The sequence below is a fragment of the Cohaesibacter celericrescens genome (assembly GCF_002866925.1).
Lineage (GTDB): Bacteria > Pseudomonadota > Alphaproteobacteria > Rhizobiales > Cohaesibacteraceae > Cohaesibacter > Cohaesibacter celericrescens.
In genome coordinates this window covers 35,889-58,142 of the sequence record NZ_PKUQ01000009.1, presented here as the reverse complement: position 1 = coordinate 58,142, position 22,254 = coordinate 35,889, and the positions used below count along the sequence as shown (strand labels likewise).

Here is a 22,254-nt window from a genome sequence, read left to right as displayed (position 1 = left end):
CGGCGGGGGTTTATCCGTCACAGGGTGTCTTTCAAGATGCTTTACTTCGATATATTTGGCAGCAACAATGAAATTTCTGGAATGAAAATGATCAAGCCAAGTGCGACAAACAAGGCAATGTAAAAGGGCACAGCCTCACGGGTGAAGCGCATCACATCGACTTTTGCCAAATTGGAGACCACCAACATAACCGTCCCGACGGGTGGCGTTAACGTTCCGATGGAAAGGTTCAGGATCAAAATGATTCCGAAATGCACCGGATCGATGCCCATCGTCATCAGGGTCGGTTTGAGCAACGGCACAAGAATGATCAAAAGTGCCGTACCTTCAATCAACATGCCAAAGAACAACAGCGCCAGATTGAGAGCAATCAGGAACAGATATTTGTTGTCGGTCAGATGTGTGATGAAGTCCGCAAATGCGAAGCCCGCTTTTTCGACTGAGAAAATCCAGGCCAAGGCCCCACTCGCCATAATAATAAGCAAAACGGACGCCGTAGACTTTCCCGCACTGTAGATCGAATTGAGGATATCACTGAAATTCATGGTTTTATGCAGCAGCGTACCGATCAAGATGATCATAAGGACAGCAACAGCACCGGCTTCTGTGGGCGTGAAGATACCAAGTCGAATACCACCGATGATCACAACAACAAGGAAAAAGGCAGGCCAGGCACGCAAAACAGTGATGCCGGCTTCCCGACGGGTCGGGCGTTTGGCTTCCTTGGGCATATAGCCGCGTTTGGCCGCAACCAAATACGCAGTCACCATCAAAAGCGCTGCGCAGAGCACACCGGGCAAAACACCGGCCATGAACATGGACGCAACAGAAACATCCGCAATAAGCGCATAGATGATCAGAGCGATCCCGGGAGGAATGATCGGTGTGATCAGGGAGCCTGCTGCGGTGACGGCTGCGGAAAAGCCACGGTCATAGCCATGTTTTTCCATCTCTGGCACCATCATGCGGGTTAGCATGGCACTATCGGCAAGGTTGGACGCACTTAACCCACCCAACATGGTGCTGACAAGAATATTGGTCAGAGCCAAACCGCCTTTGACACGCCCCACCAGCAAAACAGCAACGTCGATTATGCGTTCGGCAACCCCTGAGTGGGCCATCAAAGTCCCCAACATCACAAAGAAGGGAATGGCCAGTAACGAGGTGTTCAAGGCAGGAGCGATGAAACGCTGGATTGCGATTTCAGGAGGCGTAGAAGTAAAGAAAGTGAAATAACAAATGACCGCCGTCATAATCCCGAGGAACAGTCGCATGTTCAACGAGAATGCCAGCAGCATCAAGGGAATGATCCAAAGCCAGGTCATGCTGCTCCTCCTTCTTCTTTGTGTTCGTCCAGCTCACCGGTGCGCAGATAGCTGACGAGACGTATAGCGATAAAAATGGCGGAACCTATCATCCCTACGGGTACGGCGATGTCGATCCAGTACCAGGACAGCTTCAAAACACCGGTCAGCTTGAAGGCAACGCGATTGGCCAAATTGTTACCAAGATAGGCAAGATACAGCAGCATTCCGATCGAAACCAATGACACGAGAATGATAAAAACGCGCTGCATTTTTTTGTTCATCATTTCGATCAACACCGCGATTGACAAATTGTCGCCGTCTCGCTCAGCGCACATGGCGCCAATCATCACAACCCAGATCATGGCAAGACCCGAGGTCTCTTCCATCCAGTGAACGGGGGCTTCCATCCAATAACGCATAAACACAGAATAGGACGTAGCAAGAACGAGATAGGCGAGAGGCAAACCAAGCAGAACAGTGAAAATCCGACGCATGAAGGTCATTTAAGTTGTCCCTTCTCAGTGGGCTTTAGAGAAAAGCCTGCCACTTTCGGCAGTGGCAGGCTCTAAATTGTTGCAGTCTGGCGCTTATTTAAGCTGAGACTGGATTTTCTCATAGAGGCCATCGCTCCACTCAGGGAACTGAGAGTAGACCGCAAGTGCAGCATCCCGGAACGGGGCTTGATCGGGATAGATCACTTCAACACCGGCTTCTTTGAATTTTTCGATAAAACCAGCATCCGATTCTGCTGCCAATTTTTGGCTGTAAAGACCGGCTTCGTAAGCTGTTTCATGAATAAGGGCACTGTCTTCTTCGCTAAGTGTTTGGAAGAAAGCTTCGCCACCGATGAACTGTGAGGTGTTCAGAAGGTAACCAATCATGCTGAGATATTTGGCTTCTTCCTGGAATTTTGCACCATAGATAACCGCGAGAGGGTTTTCGACACCATCGATAATGCCCTGAGACATTGCTGTGTAGGCTTCGCCAAGTGGCATTGGTGTTGCTGTGCCACCCATAGCTTCAATAGCTTTGATCTGCATGATGTTATTTGGAGTACGGATTTTCATACCCTTCATATCAGCAGGCGTATTCACCGGACGTGTCGCAATCAAATGACGAACACCATAAAGGTAGTTCTTCATAACCAGATGAATGCCTTTGTCAGCCAGTTCTTTTTCTTTTTCTTTGAACCAGTCGCTTTCATAGATAGCAAAGAGTTTTTCTGGGCTGTCGCTCAAATATGGGCCAAACAGAATGCCAAGATCAGGGACAAAGTCCGCAAGGAAACCCACATCACTGATGGTGATGACGTTTGAACCTAGCATGGCTTGCTCGGTAACGTCCTGCTTGGACCCCAACTGGGAGCTAGGATACAGCTCAAGAGTGATGGTGCCATTGCTGCGTTCTTTCAGCATTTTGGCCCATTCGTTGACGACCAAATCGACTGGCTCACCGGGATTGTTTTCATAAGCCACTTTGATGGTGACATCTGCCAAAGCCGCGCTGAACATCGTGGTCATCGCAAATGCGGCAGCCATCGTATACTTGAGTATATTTTTCATAGTACCTCCCATTTCCATGGTCATTGAAACCGCCATTCCGGCCGGCATCGGCGTCGAGGATCAGTTTCCATCGCAAATAATAACATCCTATGTTTTTCATATAAAAGGGTAGGATGTCAATTAATTTCAGCCATTTTTCCTAATATTACCCTGATACATCCCATGTTTATTGTATATTCGGAAACAAACATCCCACCTTTCACTCGTATCGAGGGAAATCGTAGAATTGCACAATCAAAGTGAAGCGTAACCGACAAGCAGCCAGTCACCCGCACAAACAAAAACCCTTCCCTGCTGTGGCAGAGAAGGGTCATGCAGGCTAATAGCAGCGCAAAAACCGGTACAGTCGAAGACTAGGCAATCCATTGATCGAGACGATCGAGGGAGAATGGTTCACCATTTTGGGATTTTGTCAGGAATTCGTATGCTTGGGTTACTGTGGCGACGAGGTCATCGCTGGCCAAGTTTTTGCCCCAGATGGTTTCATTTTCCAAAAAGGCACTGACCATAGCCGCAATACCGCCCTTGTCTTTGATGGCACCGATCTGTTGCATCAGGGCGATGACATCATCCCCGTCGCGTGGCGGCAGATCACCACTGGCAGCAAAGTCACCGGTGTAGAACACAAGCCAGGCCGCAATCGACAGGCTCATACAGCGCGGCGGTTTGCCGGTGGCAGCCATGGCAGCTTCAAATCGCGGCAGATTGCGCGTGTGGAACTTGGCCAAACCATTCAGCGAGATATCATGCCAGCGGTGCAGAATGAACGGGTTGGCAAAGCGGCGCAGAACCTCGGCACTGAACGCGGCCAATTCTTCTTTTGGCAGGGACAGATAGGGAATGATTTCTTGACCCAGCATCGCATCCAGAAAGCGCGACGCTGCGCCATTATCCATTGCCTCCTTCACCGACACGGTATTGGAAATCAGCGCGAGCGGGCAAAGACCGGTGTGGGCGCCGTTGAGAATGGCAACCTTGCGTTCTTTGTATCCATCGGCACTGGGAACAATCAAGGTGCCAGCGTCTTTGTCAGCCATCGGCAAAACCAGATCTGGCTGATCGTCGCGTTTTTCGATGACAAGGAAGTGGAACAGCTCTGCCGTCACCATCAGCGGATCATGATAACCAAGTTCCGCTTCAATGCTCTCCACTTCATCCCGCGGGAAGCCGGGCACAATGCGGTCAACCAAGGTGTTGTAGAAAGCATTCTTGCTTTTGAGCCAGCCAATGAAATCCGCACCCAGCGCCCAATCGGTCGCATGCTGATGCACGATCTTTTCAAGATTGTTGCCGTTTTTGTCAATCAGCTCGCAGGGCAGAAAATGAAAGCCCGGTGCGTCTTTCTCGCCACAATTATTGAAGCGTTCCAGCAACATCCTTGTCACTTTGGCAGGAAAGCTGGTCGGCGGAGTTTGATCCGCACGACAGCTTGCATCATAGACAATGCCAGCCTCAGTGGTGTTGGAGATCACAGCCACAAAATCGGTGTTGCGCGCCAGACCCAGAACATCGTCCCATTGTTTGACTGCATTAAGCTCACGACGCACCGCCGCAATCAAGCGCGCATCGGAGGCCGCCTGCCCATCGCCACCAACGCCGCGGGACAGCACCGTATAGACTCCATCGCTATCATTCAGCGAGATCGGGACACCACCATCAATCGGGCGAACAATGACAACGCCATAGTCGCTGCCACAGTCTTCATTCATGCGATCGATCTTCCAGTCCATAAAGGCGCGCAAAAAATTGCCTTCACCAAACTGAATGATGCGTTCGGTCGGACGAGGCCGACCACCAAGATTGCTCTCATTCACCCGCTGCATGTGTCTTTATCCTTTTATTCTTTATTGCCGATGGTTGCACTTGGTCTGCATGTGGCGGCGGCGTTTACATCACCGCGCCGACCTGCCAAGGCACAAATTCATTGTCGCCCAGGCCCAGTTCTTCGGACTTGGTTTTCTGCCCCGAGGCAACTGCAAGGATCATCTCCAGCATTTCTGCGCCTTTGTCTTCCAGCGACACGCCTTGGGACAGGATGTCTCCGCAATTGACGTCCATATCGTCGGGCATTGCGGCAAACAGCACATCATTGGTGGCAACCTTGATGGTCGGAGCAGGTTTGGAACCAAAAGCTGAGCCGCGACCGGTGGTGAAGACCACCATATGCGCCCCGCCAGCAATCTGGCCCGTTGCACAAACCGGGTCATAGCCGGGTGTATCCATATAGACAAAACCATGCGCAGTGACGGTCTCGGCATAGTCATAAACTGCCGTCAGTGGCGAGGCCCCTGCTTTGGCAACAGCACCAAGAGATTTTTCCAAAATGGTGGTCAAACCACCCGCCTTGTTGCCCGGGCTTGGATTGTTGTCCAGACTGCCCTTGTGCATTGCCACATAAGCTTCCCACCACTTGATCTGGTTGATAAGCTTGTCGGCAATGTCTTTGCTTTCTGCGCGGCGAAGCAACAGCTGTTCGGCGCCATAAATTTCCGGGGTTTCTGACAGAATCGACGTTGCACCAAGGCCGACCAGCAGATCGGAGGTCACGCCCAGCGCCGGATTGGCAGTGATGCCGGAGAACCCGTCCGAGCCGCCACATTGCAGCGCAATCTTCAGCTCTGACGCAGGGCATGGCTCACGCCCGTTTTTGTTCACTTCGGGCAGAAGCTCCAGAACCTTGGCCTTGATCGCATCAATGGTGGCCCGCGTACCGCCGGTCTCCTGAATGGTCAGGTGGTGGAAATGCTCCATCAACGCGCCGTTGGAGGCGTCAAACACGTCTTTCATGCGCGCGATCTGCATCACTTCACAGCCAAGGCCGACAAAAATCGCCGCCCCGACATTGGGATGGGTCGCATGGCCCCACAGCACACGCTGCAGAATCTCAAAACCGGTGCCCTGATTGTTCATGCCGCAACCCGTGCCGTGGGCAAAGGCCACCACGCCATCAACATTGGCATAAGGCTCAAGAGCACCAGACACTTCCAGCTCATGAGCCGCTTTGCGAATAACTGTTGCCGAGCAGTTCACTGTCGCACATAGCGCGATATAATTGCGAGTACCAAACTGGCCATTGGCTCGGCGGAAGCCCATAAACTCACGCGCTTCCAGCTGCGGAATGGCCGCCTTGGCCAGCTCCAGATCGCACCCGACCTGATAATCCTGACCGTGATCAGAGAAGACACAATTATGCGAATGCACATGGTCTCCGGCCGCAATATCCTGCGTCGCAATGCCGATAATCTGGCCGAATTTGAGGATCTGATCCCCCGTTTTATGAGCGACTCGTGCAAGCTTATGGCCCGCCATGATATTGGCAGGCAAAGCCGTCCCAAGCCCTAAAGGATCATCGCCCTTCTTGGCCCCTTTGGGCAAAATCGCTATCGTATCAACCGGATTAAGAACAATAGGAGCTTGATCAATCATAAAACTGCCCTTGTAAGGAATGCATTCACTTGTTGAGGCCTTCTTTGAACGCCGACATATTCATCCTATGTTTATGCGGTTTTCAGCTACAATGTCAATGTAATTTGAAAATTTCGATGAATTATCAAAAATTCATCCAATGTTTAAATGTCAAACCAAATCACACGGGCAACGCGCGCAGCATCCTTTGTTGAAGAAAGGGCAGTCCATAACCGGTTCTGAAGAGTCAAAACCAAGGCCCAAACCCGTCCGCATGGTTTTCACCTAAAAGTCAGCTCAGAAGCTGCAGGAACCTTTTCTGTGGCAAGCTGTTTTGCCAGCCACTGCGATGACTGTAGCCTATGGTCCTCGTGCTCTGGTCCAATGCATAATCGACCTTGGATAATTGCTTGCTGCTCAATTCATAATGGGCCTGCTGCGCCGATATCACACTTAAGCGGTCGCTTTCCTGAAGTAGGCAGCGCAATAGGCTGAAGGAGCCGGTTTCAATAGGATATTGCAACTCAGAAGAGCGCCCAAGATCATCATAAAAACGATCAAAATAGGCTCTGGAAGGCGATCCCTTTCTCGGCATGACCCAAGGATAGGCCGCCAAATCCCTCTTTGTTATCGTTCGCAGCTTGGTGAGAGGATGACCGACGCGGCTGATAACAATCAGCTCATCATCAAACAGCGGAACCTGTTCTATATGTTCAGCCAACCCTTCGCCACGCAATGCGCCGATTATAAAGTCAATTTCTCCGCGCTGCATTTGGCGCACCATGCTCTGATAGGTTCCATCGAACACCGCGACCGTGACATGGGGAAACTCCTGCGAGAAGGCTAGCACCGCTTTGGGCAGGATGGAAGATTGCACGAGAGGCAAAGCCCCCACGGTGAATGTCTCTCTATAGCTCCCCTTCCATCCGTCCAAATCCGACTGCGCCTGTCGGAACTCACGAAAAGCCAGTTTAGTCCAATTGTAGAAGATTTCTCCCTCGGTGTTGCGCCGCACGCTGTTGGGCCGCGTTTCCGCCAGTTTCACGCCCAGCAGTGCCTCCAGTGACCGAAACGAGCGATGCACCGTGGGTAAGGTTAGGCCGCAAGACTGGGCGGCGCTCTTAAAGCTCCCACCTTCAAATGTCGCATGCAGACATTTGAGCTGGCTCAATGAAATCTGTCGATAGAGATGGGGATTGGCCTTCTCCTCTTTAGCCGCACAAACGCCAACCGCTGTTCGTAGGTGGGCAAGGCCCGTTTCAATATGGGTATGAAAAATTTTGCTTGCCTTGGTGGGAGCCATGCCCTTTTTGCGATCGAACAGGCCGACACCCAGTGCCGCTTCCAGCTTAAGAAGGCTTTGCGTCATAGCTGGTTGAGATACATTAATATGCTTGCTGGCATCGGTAATGCTGCCAAACCGAAAAATGCTTTCAAAAACATGATAGGCCTTGAGACTGAGCATTTAACCGCACCTTCTATTCATATTACTTATGAAACACCTGCTCTTTATAGCCATAAGTATGCAATTAAATCAATGTTTTGATAATTTAAGTAAGCATTGCTGACCTATTTTGGATGAAGACAATTTCATAAAATGAATAATTCAAAATTCAGGCAACAGCCTTTGAATTGGTCTTCTCTGCCGATCACACCCTATTGTTTGATCAAGAAACTCAAGACCGACTGAAGACAGTCAATTGCTTTGCGGAGGACTTAATGAAGGATAAAAAAACAGCTCTGGTCATCAGCGCCCATTCAGCTGATTTCGTCTGGCGCTGCGGCGGAGCCATCGCACTTCATGCCGATAAAGGCTACGACGTGACAGTCGTTTGTCTTTCCTACGGTGAACGCGGCGAAAGTGCAAAATTGTGGAAACAACAGGGCATGACGCTGGATCGGGTCAAGACCGAAAGGCGCAAAGAATCAGAGAATGCTGCCCAAGCACTTGGTGTTGCTGACATTCAGTTCTTTGATCTGGGGGACTACCCACTTGAGCTTGACCGCGAAGCAAAATATCGTCTCGTTGATGTTATCCGTAGCGTTCAACCCGACTTCATGATGAGCCATTCGCGCTTTGATCCTTACAACACTGACCATATGTACGCCACCCAGATTGCCCTTGAAGCCCGCATGATTGCTCAGGCTTGGGGTCACAATCCCGGCGAGAAGGTTCTTGGTGCGCCGCAGCTTTACCTGTTCGAGCCGCATCAGACCGAGCGCATGAACTGGAAACCAGATGTGTTCCTTGATATCTCCTCTGTCTGGGAGAAAAAGAAGGCCGCAATCGAATGCATGCAGGGTCAAGAACATCTCTGGCACTATTACACCAACGTCGCCGAAAACCGCGGCAACCATTTCCGCCGCAACTCCGGTGGCATGGCGGGTGGGCGCGCGGCCACTCATGCTGAAGGCTTTGAGTCTGTTTTCCCTCGCACAGTGGATGAGTTGTAATGGCCGTCGTTGTTCAGAATATTGACAGAACGCCTCTTGGGCAGGTCGATAAGATTGCCAAGTTTGGTGTCGCAACCGTGCATGAAGCGCAAGGACGCACGGGTTTGCTAAAAAGCTATATGCGGCCTATCTACCCTGGAGCCCGTATTGCGGGCAATGCGGTGACCGTTTCCATCCCTCCAGCTGACAACTGGATGATTCATGTGGTTGTCGAACAGTGCCGCGAAGGCGATATTTTGGTGATTGCGCCAACGTCCCTGAGTGATGCTGGGTATTTTGGTGAATTGTTTGCCACAGCACTGAAGGCGCGCGGTGTGCGGGGCCTGATCATCGAGGCCGGTGTGCGCGACCTTAAAGAACTTCAAGAAATGGATTTTCCAGTCTGGTCGCGTTTTGTCTCAGCACAAGGCACCGTCAAGGAATCCCTCGGTGACATCAATGTACCCATCGTTTGCGCTGGTCAACACATCAGCCCGGGTGATGTGATCGTGGCAGACGATGACGGGGTTTGTATTGTGCCGCAGTTGACCGTAGGCAAGGCCATAGAAGCATCCCAAGCACGGGAAGAAAAAGAAGCCCGTAATCGGGCTCGGTTTCTTGCCGGAGAAGTTGGGTTGGACGTTTATGGCATGCGCGAAGCGCTCAAAGCCAAGGGCCTGAAATATGTCTAACGCCTGGCCTTGTATGTGGATGCGCGGCGGCACTTCAAAAGGCGGGGTCTTTCTCGCTGATGATCTGCCGTCTGATCCCCAAGAACGGGATGCCGTGTTGTTGGCTATCATGGGGTCACCCGATGCGCGCCAGATCGACGGACTTGGTGGCGCAGATCCCTTGACTTCCAAGATTGCTGTGGTGAGCAAGTCCAACCGAGGCGATGCGGATGTTGACTATCTGTTTTTGCAGGTATTTGTCGATCAGGCCATCGTCTCGGACTCCCAGAATTGTGGCAATATGCTCGCCACCGTTGGCCCGTTTGCCATCGAACGCGGACTGGTGGCTGCAGAACCGGCGCAAACCAATGTTGCAGTTCATATGGTGAATACCGGTCAGATCGCTATTTTGACGGTTGAAACACCCGGTGGTCAGGTTTCATATGCCGGCGACGCTGCCATTGATGGTGTCCCCGGCACTGCAGCTCCCATTCCAATGGCGTTTAAAGACACAGAAGGCTCCAGCTGCGGCGCGCTTTTGCCCACGGGCAATGAAAGCGACGTCATTGATGACATTGAAGTGACCATGATAGACAACGGCATGCCCGTTGTGGTTCTCGCGGCCAGCGATCTGGGTATCAGTGGATATGAGGACCGCGAAACCCTAGACGCAAATGACGCACTCAAGGCCAAACTGGAATCCATCCGGCTTCAGGCAGGAAAACGCATGAATTTGGGGGATGTGCGTGAGAAATCAGTCCCCAAAATGACCATGGTGGCTTCTCCACGCATGGGAGGATGTATTTCTACGCGCACTTTCATTCCCCACCGTTGCCACGCATCCATCGGCGTGCTCGGTGCGGTTAGCGTTGCAACCGCTTGCGCTTTGCAAAAAGGCCCTGCACATCAATTGGCTGTCATGCCTGACGGCCGCAGTAAGATCTTGAAAATAGAGCATCCTATCGGTGAAACCGCAACGGTTCTGGACTTTGACAGTGACGGCAAAGTTACTAAATCAGCTCTTTTGAGAACAGCAAGAAAACTATTCGACGGTCAGGTGTTCAGCTGATCGATCATTGATATCAACCAATACTCCAGGGAGGACTATTATGAAAAAAGGTTTGATTACACTTGCGGCGACACTCGCCCTAACCGTGGGCTGCGCTCATGCTGCAGACCGCGTCTCAATCGGTACCGGCGGAACCGGCGGTGTATTTTATGCTGTTGGCGCGGGTATGGCAGATATGCTTACCGCATTTGACAACGATATTTCAGCCAACGCCGAAGTAACCGGCGCGTCAATCGAGAATGTGCGACGTGTGTCGATGGGGCAAATGACCATCGGATTTTCATCCGGTTCGACCCTGTATGCAGGCTATAGCGGAGAGGATCCTTTCGAGGAAAAACAAAATGTTCTGGCCATTGCCGCCCTCTATCCGGCAATCTTGCAAGTGGCCGCAACCGCTGCGTCAAAAGCCCAGTCTATGGCGGACCTCAAGGATTTGAGAATTTCGGTGGGCCCTCCCGGTTCGAATTCTTCCGTGCTGGCTGAACGCATGCTCAAGGCACATGATGCCTACAATCCTGACAAAATCCAATATTTGTCCTATGGTGAGGCTACCAACGCCATCAAAAATGGCAACCTTGATGCATCCATCATCTTGGCCGGTGTCCCCGCTTCTGCTTTCATTGAATTGACCACCACAACCGACTCCAAATTGGTTCCGATCAACAAGGAAAATGGTGAAAAACTGATTGCAGAATATCCTTACTACACAATGACCCATGTCCCCGCCGCCATTTACAATGGCAATGATGTAGACACCATCGCCATTGGTGACCCAGTCATCCTGTTCACTAGCAAGGATGCCGATGAAGACGTCATCTATCGTATTACACAAACGATCTTCGACAATCTGGATACCCTCGGCAAGGTGCATCCTGCAGCGGGTTTGATTACCAAGGAAAAGGCCCCTAAAACGCCAATTCCACTGCACCCAGGTGCAACGCGCTACTATAGCGAATAAGATCGGCGGGGTGCTATCATGCACCCCTCGACTTTCCTGGTAAGACAATTGAGGGACCATACTGTGTTCAATTCCTACATATCTCGTTTCTTGCCGGAAACGAACCTATATCCGTATGAGCGGGTTTTGGTGGGGCTTGCAATCACTCTGACTGCGGTTGCCGGCGCTTTGCTCGTCATCCACTCGGCCTATTTTAGCTCCTTTACAGCCCTGCTCTTGCGCAGTCTGTTTTTCTCGCTACTGGCAGGCTGCGGTTTGTTTTTGCTTGCAGTCAAACAACGTTATTTTGCAGTTCGGATTATCTTTTATGTGCTGGCTCTGCTGGCACTGATTCCCGGTCCGTATCTGTATCAAAATTACATATCGATCATTCGCATGGGTGCAATCGCCCGCGAAACTGATGTGCAACTGTTTGTGGTCACTATCTTTGTCGCGTTGGTTCTGGCTCGCTATTATTTAGGCTGGACGATGGTTGGCCTCGCCTTGGTCGCCCTTAGCTATGCACTGTTTGGTTATCTAATTCCGGGCGATTATGGCCATGCTGGCTATGGTCTCGACCGCTTGACGTCCAACCTATTCCTGCGCACAGAAGGTCTGTTCAGCATGCCGATGGGCGTGGCGTCTGAATATATCCTGCTATTCTCGCTGTTAGGCGGGTTGTTGTTGCGCTCTGGACTGGGCAAGGTTTTTGTCGACATTGCGCACGCCCTGACCGGCACAGTACAAGGGGGGCCAGGCTTAACAGCGGTGATTTCTTCCACCATGTTCAGTTCTATCAATGGCTCGGCGGTTGCTGGCGTTGTCACCACGGGCACCTTTACCATTCCTCTGATGAAACGGACGGGCTATCGCCCCAAAGTCGCAGCTGCAATTGAAGCGGCCGCTTCATCAGCGGGTCAGATCATGCCTCCCGTCATGGGGGCTGCTGCCTTCCTGATGGCTGAAATGACCCAGATACCCTATGCAACCATTGCAGCGGCTGCTGCCATTCCTGCCTTTCTTTATGTCTTTGCCCTGCTGGTCTCGGTGCGTCTGGAAGCGGGTAAATTCAATCTGGAACGCTCCAATCCCGCAGATGTGCCCTCCATCTGGGTGGTCTTATCAAAGCAAGGCTATATGTTGCTGCCTCTGGTCGCACTGGTAAGCTTTCTTATCTATGGCTTCACACCGGCCAAAGCGGCGGTTCTTTGCATATTGGCAACTCTTGTGTTGTCTCTATGGAAAAAGGAAACCCGTATTTCATTGCTCGATTTTATGGAAGTCTGTGTCATCACTGTGCGCAACGTCATGCCGATTGTGGCGGCGGTGGCCATTGCTGGCGTTTTGATCGGAGTTCTGACCTTGACGGGTCTTGCCTTGCAGATTTCTTCGATGATCCTGTCAATTGGTGGCGAAAGCATGCTGGCGGTTTTGCTTCTCACTATGGTCGCCTCCTTTATTCTTGGCATGGGCATGCCAACCTCGGCGGCTTATCTGCTGCTGGCTATTTTGGTTGCCCCTGCTTTGGAACGGTTCGGTCTGCCTATTCTCGCCGGTCACATGTTCATCTTTTATTATGGCTTGCTGTCCGCCATCACCCCCCCTGTTGCCGTGGCAGCCTATGCTGGCGCATCCATAGCCGGTTCAGAACCCAACGAAACAGCATTTGAAGCCATCAGATTGGGGTTTGTCAGCGTTATTGCCCCCTTCATGTTCGTCTATGCACCCGAATTGCTGTTGATCGGTAGTCCAGTGCAAATTGTCATCGCGACATGCGGAGCCTTCGCTGCGGTCTTTGCCTTGGGAACGGCCTTCACCGGCTGGATCGGGCGGCCATTGGACTTTGTTGAGCGGGTGGCGCTTGTGTTGGGGGCGATCGCCCTGATCGGCCCATTCGGTGCGCTACAGACCGATCTTCTCTCGTTGGGAGCCAAAGCCATCGGGCTGGCACTCGTAACCTTCATTATATGGAAAGCGGTACACTCCAATGACACCCGATTACCTTCCGTTTCATCCTGATCCAAAGAAACCAGCTTTCACCCCCCCTTCGGGGGCGGTGGACGCGCACTGTCATGTCTTTGGTCCCGCAGACGTTTTCCCCTACGCAGCAGAGCGCAAATACACGCCCTGTGATGCATCCAAAGAGCAGCTTTTTGCTCTACGGGATCACCTTGGTTTTTCGAAGAATGTTATCGTTCAGGCCAGCTGCCATGGCAAGAATAATGACGCCTTGCTGGATGCCTTGAGAAGCGCGGGAGACAAGGCGCGTGGTATTGCCGTGGTCGGACCTGATATTTCCAAAGCCGAGCTGCTGGATATGCATGCAGCGGGGGTGCGCGGCGTACGCTTCAATTTTGTCAAACGGCTGGTGGATGACACTCCGCGTGAGGTATTCCGGGCCATTGTTGATAAGATCAAACCCCTTGGCTGGCACATCATTGTCTATTTCGAACCGCAGGATCTGCATGATCTTGTGCCCTTCCTGATCTCACTGGACATCACAGTGGTCATTGATCATATGGGGCGTGTCGATGTTTCCAAAGGTTTGAGTGGACAGGATTTTCAGGAATTTGTGGCATTGCTTAAAGAGCATGATAATTTCTGGACCAAAGTCAGCTGTCCTGAACGGCTTTCTGTCAAAGGCCCTCCGTATGATGACGTGATTCCTTTTGCACATTATTTGGTTGAGCACTTCCCCACACGTGTGCTCTGGGGTACGGACTGGCCACACCCCAATATGAAAAGCCATATGCCAGACGACGGAGCCTTGACCGATGTGATCCCATTGATTGCACCGACAGAACAGGCTCAGAAGCTGCTTTTGGTGGACAACCCCAATAGCCTTTACTGGGCTGAATGAGCCATCGCCAAAGAGACAAAAGCCAAGGCCTGCCGCTGAAGACCCCGACGGGCCTTTCCCTTTGAATAGCTTTAGCTTTCCCCCTGTCTCCAACCTGTCGCCATCGCCTTTGCATAACGCGCCGGCGGGTGTCCGACATGACGGGCAAAGGCGGTACTGAAAGCACTGGCCGAACCATAACCGACATCACTTGATATCTTGGTGATGTCATATATCCCGGAACGCAGCATATGCTTGGCAAGGGTCATGCGCCAATTGAGTAAATAGCCCATCGGCGGCATGCCGACAATCCGATTGAACCGCGTGAAAAAGGTTGAACGGGACAATCCTGATTGCCGCGCCAACTCCAGCACCGTCCACGCATACTCCGGGTTGGCGTGCATGGATCGTAAGGAAGGAGCAATCCTTTCATCCCCCAAACCACATAACAAACCGGTTGTTGCTCCTGATTGCGTGGTCGAGCGCAGCGCTTCGATCAACAAAACCTGCAACAAATGCTCGACGACAACCTCCCGAGCGGGGCGCGCAGCCCGTGCTTCATCGCGCACCAGTGCGGTCAAGGCTGCCAATCGCGGTTCCCCACGCACGACGATCAAACCAGGCAACAGTGAAACCAGAAGGTCAGCGTCCGGACTGCCAAAGCTGCAATGGCCAATGAGCGCCTGCACCTCCACAGGCCCCCCGCCTGCTCCAATGCGGACAATTCCATCATCACCGGGCACCGGTTGTGTCTTGATATCACGATCTGGAATCGGGTCCAGACTCGATATGGTGAATGAAAATGCCGCAGGGACGAGAGCGAAGTCGCCTGTGTTTAGGTCAACAGGCTGCTTCCCATCTACGTCAAAACACACCCGGCCAGACAGCAAGTTGAAATAGAACACATCGCCCACATTCTCACGACGCACCCGAAAGGCTCCCGATGCCTCAAGCAACTTCGAATAGGGTGCCTTCGGCCTCAGAAGAGAGATCACTTCAGATAGCGGATCGAACATCTCGGACTTTCGATAAAGAATTACGGATCTTAAATGATAGATCATTCAATCAAGCGTGTCTATATCAGGTGAACCAACCAAAGGAGACACCATTATGCAAACCATATTGATCACCGGATGTTCCTCAGGATTCGGGCTAGAGACCGCACATCACTTTCTCGCACAAGGCTGGAATGTCGTCGCCACGATGCGCAATCCGCAACCGGGGATTATTCCTGTATCGGAACGCTTGCGCATATTGCCGTTGGATATCACGAACCGGAACAGCATTGCCGATGCGGTGGAAACGGCTGGGCCGATCGACGCTCTGGTCAACAACGCCGGTATCGGCTGGCGATCCGCGTTTGAAGCCACGCCAGAAGAAACCATCCGGCATATTTTCGAAACCAATAGTTTTGGCACCTTCGAAATGATCCGAGCCGTGTTGCCACAATTTCGCAAAAAGGGGGCGGGTGTCATTGTCAATGTCTCATCCAGCGTGACACTCCTGCCGCTGCCGTTGCTATCCGTTTATACCGCGAGCAAAGCAGCCGTGAATGCTTACACAGAATGTCTGGCGCTTGAGCTTGCTCCTTTGGGCATTCGCACCCGTTTGGTTTTGCCAGGGCAGGCACCCGCAACCAAATTTGGCTACAATGCAAGAGTCTTGATGGCGGGAATGCGAGAGATACCGGATGCCTACAAACCCTTCATTGAAGAGGTCATGAGCGGCTTTCGAAAAAATACAGAAGCAGAACTTACCCGACCCGAGGATGTTGTGAAGGCTGTCTGGCGCGCTGTCACGGATCCTTCTTGCCCGTTGCATTTGACGGCAGGAAGCGATGCTGAGGCTTTGCAGCCCTGAAACCGATAATTCTGGGCGGCGGCACACGGCGCTTCCCAGTTTCCTTGATGTGACCCTGCTTTGAACGCAAAACAGTTTTTTGCTTGTTAGGGAGGCATAGTCACTATTACCTGCTCACGAAAAAGGCACATGTGCAAAATGATAAAATAATAATCAGTTTCGCCTTGAAAAACGGGAGCCCTTGTCCGAAAGTAGGATGAAACACTCAAAATGGGGATACCAATGGTCAACGACAGCAAGTCACTCCTTTCTGCCCTTTCTCGTCGTCACTTCATGCAATTGTCCGGAGCGACAGCATTGGCTCTGGGTGGCTTGGGCCATCGCGCCTTTGCTGCAGAGCCGATTTCAACGGCAGCAATCTATACTGTTCCCGTAGAACAGCAATGGGTGAGCCGCATTCATGTTGCTGCGGAAGCTGCACAAGCCCGTGGTGACATCACATATACCTATTCGGAAAACACCTCCAACAGCGACTATGAGCGCGTCATGCGTGAATATTGCGAGGCTGGTCACAAGCTCATCATCGGGGAAGTGTTCGCGGTAGAAGACGCAGCACGCGCCGTGGCTGCCGATTATCCTGATGTTGCATTCTTGCTCGGTTCCAGCTTCAAGCCAAAAGCTGATTTGCCCAATTTTGCTGTTTTTGACAATTATATTCAGGACGCTTCCTATCTCTCGGGCATCATTGCCGGGGCGATGACCGAAACCAAGAATATCGGTATGGTCGGCGGCTATCCCATCCCTGAAGTGAACCGCCTGATGCATGCTTTCATGGCGGGTGCCAAAGAAATGCAGCCCGACATTGAATTTCAGGTCGCCTTTATCGGCTCTTGGTTCGATCCCCCAAAAGCCAAAGAAACCGCTTTTGCCCAAATCGAAGCCGGTGCAGACCTGCTCTATGCAGAACGCTTTGGTGTCTCTGATGCAGCCAAGGAAAAAGGCTTGCTGGCCGTCGGCAATGTGATCGACACCCAGTCTGACTATCCGGAAACCGTTGTTGCCTCCGCCCTGTGGCATTTCGAGCCAACCCTCGACCATGCCATTGCGCAGCTCAAAGCGGGTAGCTTCAAGGCCGACGATTACGGCGTATTTTCTTTCATGAAAGAAAAAGGGTGCTCACTCGCTCCGTTAGGCACATTCGAAGGCAAGGTTCCAGAAGCCGCGTTGAAATTGATCGCAGAAAAATCAGCTGCAATCATGGATGGCTCTTTCACGGTTGAGATCAACGACACTGAACCGAAATCGAGTTAATGACTGACAATCCCCAGCATGAGGCGAAGACCGTTCTTCGCCTCACTGGCATCACCAAGCGCTTCGGACCTCTCATCGCCAACGACGCGATCAGCTTCGAATTAAAGCAAGGCGAAGTCATTGCTTTGCTTGGCGAAAATGGTGCCGGTAAAACAACATTGATGAATATTCTATTCGGCCACTATGTCGCCGACGAGGGCTCTGTCGAAGTCTCAGGCCATGCGTTGCCCCCCGGGGAGCCATCCGCCGCGCTTGATGCGGGTGTTGGTATGGTGCATCAACATTTCACCCTGACAGACAATCTATCGGTTTTAGACAATATCGCGCTTGGAACACAAGGCTTGTGGTCTTGGAAGTTCGACCGAAAAGCAGCAAAAGATCGCATCCTCGAACTCGCCACCAGCTTTGGTCTCAGCGTCAATCCGGACGCTATGGTTTCCCAGTTGACCGTTGGCGAACGTCAGAGGGTTGAAATTCTTAAAGCCCTCTACCGCAACGCTCGGATACTGATCTTGGATGAGCCAACGGCCGTCCTGACGCCGCAAGAAACCGAGGCTCTTTTCAAGACGTTGAAAATGCTCGTTACCGAAGGCCTCTCGGTGATCTTCATTTCCCATAAGCTGTATGAAGTGATGGAAATCAGCGATCGTGTATTGGTCTTGCGTTCTGGCAAGCTCACCGGCGAGCGAGAGACATCACAAACCGATCGTCATGAACTGGCCGCTCTGATGGTGGGCGAAGAAATCGCCCTGCCCGAAGTGGAGCCTGTCACGCCCGGCAAGCCAGTGCTAGAGCTTATGGCTGTCTCAACAGCTCAGCAAGGCACAACGACCGCGCTCAAAGACCTCACGCTTACCTTGCGTCAAGGCGAGATTACGGGGCTGGCTGGCGTCTCTGGCAATGGGCAGGTTGCGTTGGCGGCTCTTTTGTCTGGCATGATAGCCCACCAGAAGGGCGACATGGCCATCAACGGCGAACAGGTCACCAAATGGTCACCACGCCAAGCCTTAAAAAAAGGCGTCGGACGCATCCCCGAAGACCGCCATGCCATGGGCGCGATCGGCGATATGTCGGTGATGGAAAATGCCATTTCGGAAAACTACCGTGACAAACCCTATTCCAGCGCAGGTTGGCTTGATTGGAAGGCCGCCCGTCAGTTCACTGAAAAGGCCATTGCTGCCTATGATGTAAAATGCCCATCGCCAGACGCCCGCATTCGTCTGCTGTCAGGCGGCAATATGCAAAAGCTCATTTTGGCGCGTGCTTTGGATGGGAATCCCGATCTGATCATCGCCGCTCAGCCAACTCGTGGCCTTGATATCGGCGCGGTAACCTATGTCCATAATCGGCTGCTGGAAGCCCGCAAAAGAGGTGCAGCTGTGTTGCTGATCTCGGAAGATCTGGATGAAATCCGCGCGCTCTCAGATCGCATTGTGGTCATTAGCGAAGGGGAACTCTCAACCCCTTCGGCGCGCGGAGAGCGCAGCGTCAAAGAGCTTGGTGCCTTGATGGCTGGTCACAAAGACACTGCAGCGGGAGCACCAAATGCGGCTTGAACCCAAACAATCCCCTTCGCTGGCAGCAACATTCCTTTACCCTGCCGGTGCCATTGCCGCGACCCTTTTGTTCGCCTCTATCCTCGTTTTGGCCGCAGGAGCCTCGCCGTTGTCGGTGTTCTATCTGGTGGCAAAAGGCGCTGCGGGGTCACAATTTGCGCTGTTTGAAACTCTCACGCGCGCAACGCCGTTGATCTTCACAGGTCTCGCGGTGGCTGTCGCTTTTCGTGCCAAGCTCTGGAACATCGGCGCCGAAGCGCAGCTTTATATCGGTGCGGTGATCACCGTCGTTTTGGGCGCTGGTGCATTGCCGTTGCCCGGACCGGTTCTAATTCCGTTGATTGCGATGGCAGCCATGGTCGGAGGGGCTTTGATGCTGCTTGGTCCGGCACTGCTCAAAACCCGTTTCGGGGTGGATGAAGTGGTGACAACCCTGCTGCTTAATTTCATTATCCTGCTGTTTGTTTCCATGTTGCTGGAAGGGCCGTTGAAAGACCCCATGGCGCTGGGGTGGCCACAATCAGAAAAGCTCGAAAAAGCGGCCCGCCTGCCGCGCATGATCACGGGCAAACGGCTGCACTATGGCTTTGCAATGGCTATCGCATCGGCCATCATCACATGGGTGATTATGAAGAAAACAACATTGGGTTATGAGATGCGTGCTGTCGGGCATAATCCGAAGGCTGCCGGTTTTGCGGGCATTGCCGTCAACAGCGTATTGGTTAAAACCGCGCTATTGTCTGGCGGACTGGCCGCATTGGCTGGCTTCTCGGAAGTCGCTGGCCTCAAAGGCAGTCTCACCCTCGATTTGTCACCCGGTTATGGCATGACCGGCGTCGTTGTTGCCATGCTAGCATTGCTCAATCCTTTAGGAGTGGTCCTCTCTGCGATTTTTGTATCCGGCATTTTTGTGGGTGCTGACGCCATGAGCCGCTCGGCCGATGTGCCCAGCTACATCGCAGATGTGATGGTAGCGACCGCTCTATTGACCATGGTCACGGCAATTATGCTCACCCGTTACCGGATCAAATGGAGATAGGGATATGTTAGAAGCCATAGACATCCTATTGACCACCAGTTTCTGGGTTGCGGTCATTCGCATTGCCTCTCCATTGATCCTCGCCACCATGGGCGAATTGGTCTGCGAACGCGCAGGCGTACTCAATCTGGGCATTGAAGGCATTATGACCGCTGGCGCTTTTGCCGGTTGGGTTACGGTCTATCTGGGCGGCGACTTGTGGTTCGGCATCGCTATTGCCGCATGCACGGGCATTGCCATCGGCGCCTTGCATGGATTGCTCACAGTGCCGCTTGGCCTGTCTCAACATGTGACCGGTATCGGCATCACTCTGCTGGCCTCGTCCCTAACCTATTATGTGTACCGATTGGTGCTGCCCAAGGTGACATCTCCACCCAAAATCGATGCATTCCAGCCCCTTCCCGTTCCGTTTCTATCAGATTTACCGGTGGTGGGTGAGGCCCTTTTTACACAAACACCCCTCACCTATTTTGCTTTCTTCACCGTCGCTGTTGTCGCATGGGTGCTCTATCGCACCCCTCTGGGTTTGGCTGTGCGTGCTGTGGGGGAAAGCCCTGAATCTGTAGAAGCGCAAGGCATTTCTGTGGTGGCTATCCGCATGGGTGCTGTTATGGCAGGCAGCGCGTTAATGGCTATCGGCGGCGCATTCCTGACCATGTCGGCCTTTAACTCTTTCTTCTTTGAAATGGTCAATGGCCGTGGCTGGGTCTGCATCGCGCTGGTGGTGTTCGGGTCCTGGCGTCCGGGCAAAGCACTACTTGGCACCATATTATTTGCGGCCTTTGATGCCTATCAGGTGCGTTTGCAACAATTGACAGGCGGCGTCATTCCCTATCAAGTCTTTTTGATGATGCCTTATATTCTGTCCATTCTGGCTTTGATCGTCATGGCCCGTCGTGCCAGCTATCCCAAAGCCCTGATGGTGCCCTATCAAAAAGGTGAAAGATGAGTTTTGATTTGATCGTCAAAGGCGGCACGCTGCCCGACGGCACGGTCGCTGACATTGGCGTTGCCAACGGCCTGATCGCGGCCATTGAGCCATCGCTCTCTGCTGACGCAGGCGAAATTGTTGATGCCACTAACGAACTGGTGGCTCCGCCCTTGGTCGACCCGCATTTTCACATGGATGCCACCCTGTCCTATGGCACCCCGCGTATCAATGGTTCCGGCACGCTTTTGGAAGGCATTTCCCTGTGGGGTGAACTCAAACCAATCCAATCCGAAGAGACCATAGAGGCACGCGCACTGTCCTATTGCGACTGGGCGGCCTCAATGGGCCTATTGGCCATCCGCACCCATGTGGACACATCCGACGAAGATGGCCTCAAGGGCGTGCGGGCGTTGCTGTCTGTGCGCGACAAGATCAAAGACTACATCGATCTGCAGCTTGTGGCCTTCCCTCAGGACGGGTTTTATCGCTCGCCAACAGCAAAAGACTGCACCATCAAGGCCCTCGATATGGGTGTTGACGTGGTGGGCGGCATCCCCCATTTCGAACGCACCATGGACGATGGCCGCCGCTCGGTGACAGAGCTGTGCGAAATCGCTGCCGAGCGCGGTTTGTTGGTAGATATGCATTGCGACGAGAGCGATGACCCCATGTCCCGCCATATCGAACAATTGGCCTATGAGACCCAACGGCTGGGGCTTCAAGAGCGGGTGGCAGGCTCTCACCTGACCTCGATGCATTCCATGGACAATTATTATGTCTCCAAATTGTTGCCACTGATCGCAGAGGCCCAAGTGTCGGCCATTCCCAACCCGCTGATCAATATCATGTTGCAGGGACGCCATGACACCTATCCCAAACGCCGAGGCCAGACCCGTGTCCCAGAAATGCTGGCGCACGGCATTCGTGTCGGCTTCGGTCAGGATTGTGTGCTTGATCCGTGGTATTCGCTCGGCACAGCCGACATGTTGGACGTTGCTTTTATGGGCCTGCATGTGGCCCAAATGAGCAGCCCGTCCGACATGCGCCATTGTTTTGAAATGGTCACAACCCAGAGCGCTGCGATTATGGGGCTTGATGATTATGGCCTTGCTGTGGGCAAAAAAGCCAGCATGGTGGTGCTGGATGCGCGCAACCCGATTGAAGCCATTCGTTTGCGTGCCGACCGGCTTTTTGTGATTGCAAAAGGCAAGGTCATTGCCCGGCGGCCCAAACGGGATATGGCGCTGAATTTGCCCGGTAGACCAAGCAGCATAAACCGTCGTCACGACGCCTGACACTGGCCTGCAGTCCCATTACAACTACAATAGAATTGCAGGAGGGAGTCCCAAGCAGCATGCCGCCGCTTGGGACTTTTTTTATTTAACGTCTCAATC

The 22,254-nt window shown here is 52.6% G+C and carries 19 protein-coding genes; 12 read left to right on the top strand and 7 right to left on the bottom strand.

Translation table 11 applies throughout. The features are described 5' to 3' along the window. Nucleotides 1–41 precede the first annotated feature (41 nt). The 6 genes from C0081_RS05230 to C0081_RS05205 all read right to left on the bottom strand — a co-directional run bounded on the left by C0081_RS05230 (nt 42) and on the right by C0081_RS05205 (nt 7,739). Nucleotides 42–1,325 carry a TRAP transporter large permease gene (locus C0081_RS05230; protein WP_101532756.1) on the bottom strand — a complete coding sequence of 428 codons (1,284 nt, stop codon included), beginning with the start codon at nt 1,323–1,325 and terminating at the stop codon, nt 42–44. Further along, complete coding sequence (locus tag C0081_RS05225; RefSeq protein WP_101532755.1) at nt 1,322–1,810, bottom strand: TRAP transporter small permease; 489 nt, start codon at nt 1,808–1,810, stop codon at nt 1,322–1,324. Before C0081_RS05225 ends, C0081_RS05230 begins: the two co-directional genes overlap by 4 nt. An 84-nt stretch (nt 1,811–1,894) precedes the next feature. Then, the gene (locus tag C0081_RS05220; protein ID WP_101532827.1) at nt 1,895–2,869 is read right to left on the bottom strand and encodes a C4-dicarboxylate TRAP transporter substrate-binding protein; all 975 of its coding nucleotides are present in this window, start codon (nt 2,867–2,869) and stop codon (nt 1,895–1,897) included. A 353-nt stretch (nt 2,870–3,222) separates the two neighbouring features. After that, on the bottom strand, nt 3,223–4,692 hold the full coding sequence (locus C0081_RS05215) for a tagaturonate reductase (RefSeq protein ID WP_101532754.1): 1,470 nt from the start codon (nt 4,690–4,692) through the stop codon (nt 3,223–3,225). 64 nt (nt 4,693–4,756) lie between these two features. Then, nucleotides 4,757–6,295: a UxaA family hydrolase gene (locus C0081_RS05210; RefSeq protein WP_101532753.1), complete on the bottom strand. Its 1,539-nt coding sequence runs from the start codon at nt 6,293–6,295 to the stop codon at nt 4,757–4,759. 271 nt (nt 6,296–6,566) lie between these two features. Then, the gene (locus C0081_RS05205) at nt 6,567–7,739 is read right to left on the bottom strand and encodes a LysR family transcriptional regulator (RefSeq protein WP_101532752.1); all 1,173 of its coding nucleotides are present in this window, start codon (nt 7,737–7,739) and stop codon (nt 6,567–6,569) included. Nucleotides 7,740–7,993: 254 nt separating this feature from the next. Here C0081_RS05205 and C0081_RS05200 point away from each other — a divergent pair, with 254 nt between their 5' ends. The 6 genes from C0081_RS05200 (at nt 7,994) to C0081_RS05175 (ending at nt 14,244) form a co-directional block, all read left to right on the top strand. Next, entirely contained in the window at nt 7,994–8,728 is a 735-nt protein-coding gene (locus tag C0081_RS05200; RefSeq protein WP_101532751.1) for a PIG-L deacetylase family protein, read from the top strand. Further along, nucleotides 8,728–9,399, top strand: a complete 672-nt coding sequence (locus C0081_RS05195) for a 4-carboxy-4-hydroxy-2-oxoadipate aldolase/oxaloacetate decarboxylase (protein ID WP_101532750.1) — start codon at nt 8,728–8,730, stop codon at nt 9,397–9,399. The genes C0081_RS05200 and C0081_RS05195 overlap by 1 nt, the downstream gene beginning before the upstream one ends. Next, a complete protein-coding gene (locus tag C0081_RS05190) occupies nt 9,392–10,447 on the top strand; it encodes a 4-oxalomesaconate tautomerase (RefSeq protein WP_101532749.1) in 1,056 nt (351 codons plus the stop codon). The genes C0081_RS05195 and C0081_RS05190 overlap by 8 nt, the downstream gene beginning before the upstream one ends. Nucleotides 10,448–10,487: 40 nt before the next feature. Next, nucleotides 10,488–11,405, top strand: a complete 918-nt coding sequence (locus C0081_RS05185) for a TAXI family TRAP transporter solute-binding subunit (RefSeq protein ID WP_101532748.1) — start codon at nt 10,488–10,490, stop codon at nt 11,403–11,405. 63 nt (nt 11,406–11,468) lie between these two features. Further along, nucleotides 11,469–13,403: a TRAP transporter permease gene (locus C0081_RS05180; protein ID WP_210200398.1), complete on the top strand. Its 1,935-nt coding sequence runs from the start codon at nt 11,469–11,471 to the stop codon at nt 13,401–13,403. Then, nucleotides 13,372–14,244: an amidohydrolase family protein gene (locus C0081_RS05175; protein WP_101532746.1), complete on the top strand. Its 873-nt coding sequence runs from the start codon at nt 13,372–13,374 to the stop codon at nt 14,242–14,244. The genes C0081_RS05180 and C0081_RS05175 overlap by 32 nt, the downstream gene beginning before the upstream one ends. A 71-nt stretch (nt 14,245–14,315) precedes the next feature. Here the strand turns inward: C0081_RS05175 and C0081_RS05170 are convergent, their stop codons facing one another. Next, entirely contained in the window at nt 14,316–15,239 is a 924-nt protein-coding gene (locus C0081_RS05170) for an AraC family transcriptional regulator (protein ID WP_101532745.1), read from the bottom strand. Between the two features lie 94 nt (nt 15,240–15,333). On the opposite strand from C0081_RS05170, the gene C0081_RS05165 reads away from it, so the two are divergent. The 6 genes from C0081_RS05165 to C0081_RS05140 all read left to right on the top strand — a co-directional run bounded on the left by C0081_RS05165 (nt 15,334) and on the right by C0081_RS05140 (nt 22,155). After that, a complete protein-coding gene (locus tag C0081_RS05165; protein ID WP_101532744.1) occupies nt 15,334–16,083 on the top strand; it encodes an SDR family oxidoreductase in 750 nt (249 codons plus the stop codon). Between the two features lie 222 nt (nt 16,084–16,305). Next, nucleotides 16,306–17,334, top strand: coding sequence for a BMP family protein (locus C0081_RS05160; RefSeq protein WP_101532826.1), 1,029 nt, complete (start codon nt 16,306–16,308; stop codon nt 17,332–17,334). After that, a complete protein-coding gene (locus C0081_RS05155; RefSeq protein ID WP_101532743.1) occupies nt 17,334–18,890 on the top strand; it encodes an ABC transporter ATP-binding protein in 1,557 nt (518 codons plus the stop codon). The genes C0081_RS05160 and C0081_RS05155 overlap by 1 nt, the downstream gene beginning before the upstream one ends. Beyond that, a complete protein-coding gene (locus tag C0081_RS05150) occupies nt 18,880–19,929 on the top strand; it encodes an ABC transporter permease (RefSeq protein WP_101532742.1) in 1,050 nt (349 codons plus the stop codon). Before C0081_RS05155 ends, C0081_RS05150 begins: the two co-directional genes overlap by 11 nt. A gap of 4 nt (nt 19,930–19,933) precedes the next feature. Continuing rightward, a complete protein-coding gene (locus tag C0081_RS05145; protein ID WP_101532741.1) occupies nt 19,934–20,878 on the top strand; it encodes an ABC transporter permease in 945 nt (314 codons plus the stop codon). Then, nucleotides 20,875–22,155 carry an amidohydrolase family protein gene (locus C0081_RS05140; RefSeq protein WP_101532740.1) on the top strand — a complete coding sequence of 427 codons (1,281 nt, stop codon included), beginning with the start codon at nt 20,875–20,877 and terminating at the stop codon, nt 22,153–22,155. The genes C0081_RS05145 and C0081_RS05140 overlap by 4 nt, the downstream gene beginning before the upstream one ends. The last annotated feature ends 99 nt before the right edge of the window (nt 22,156–22,254 follow it).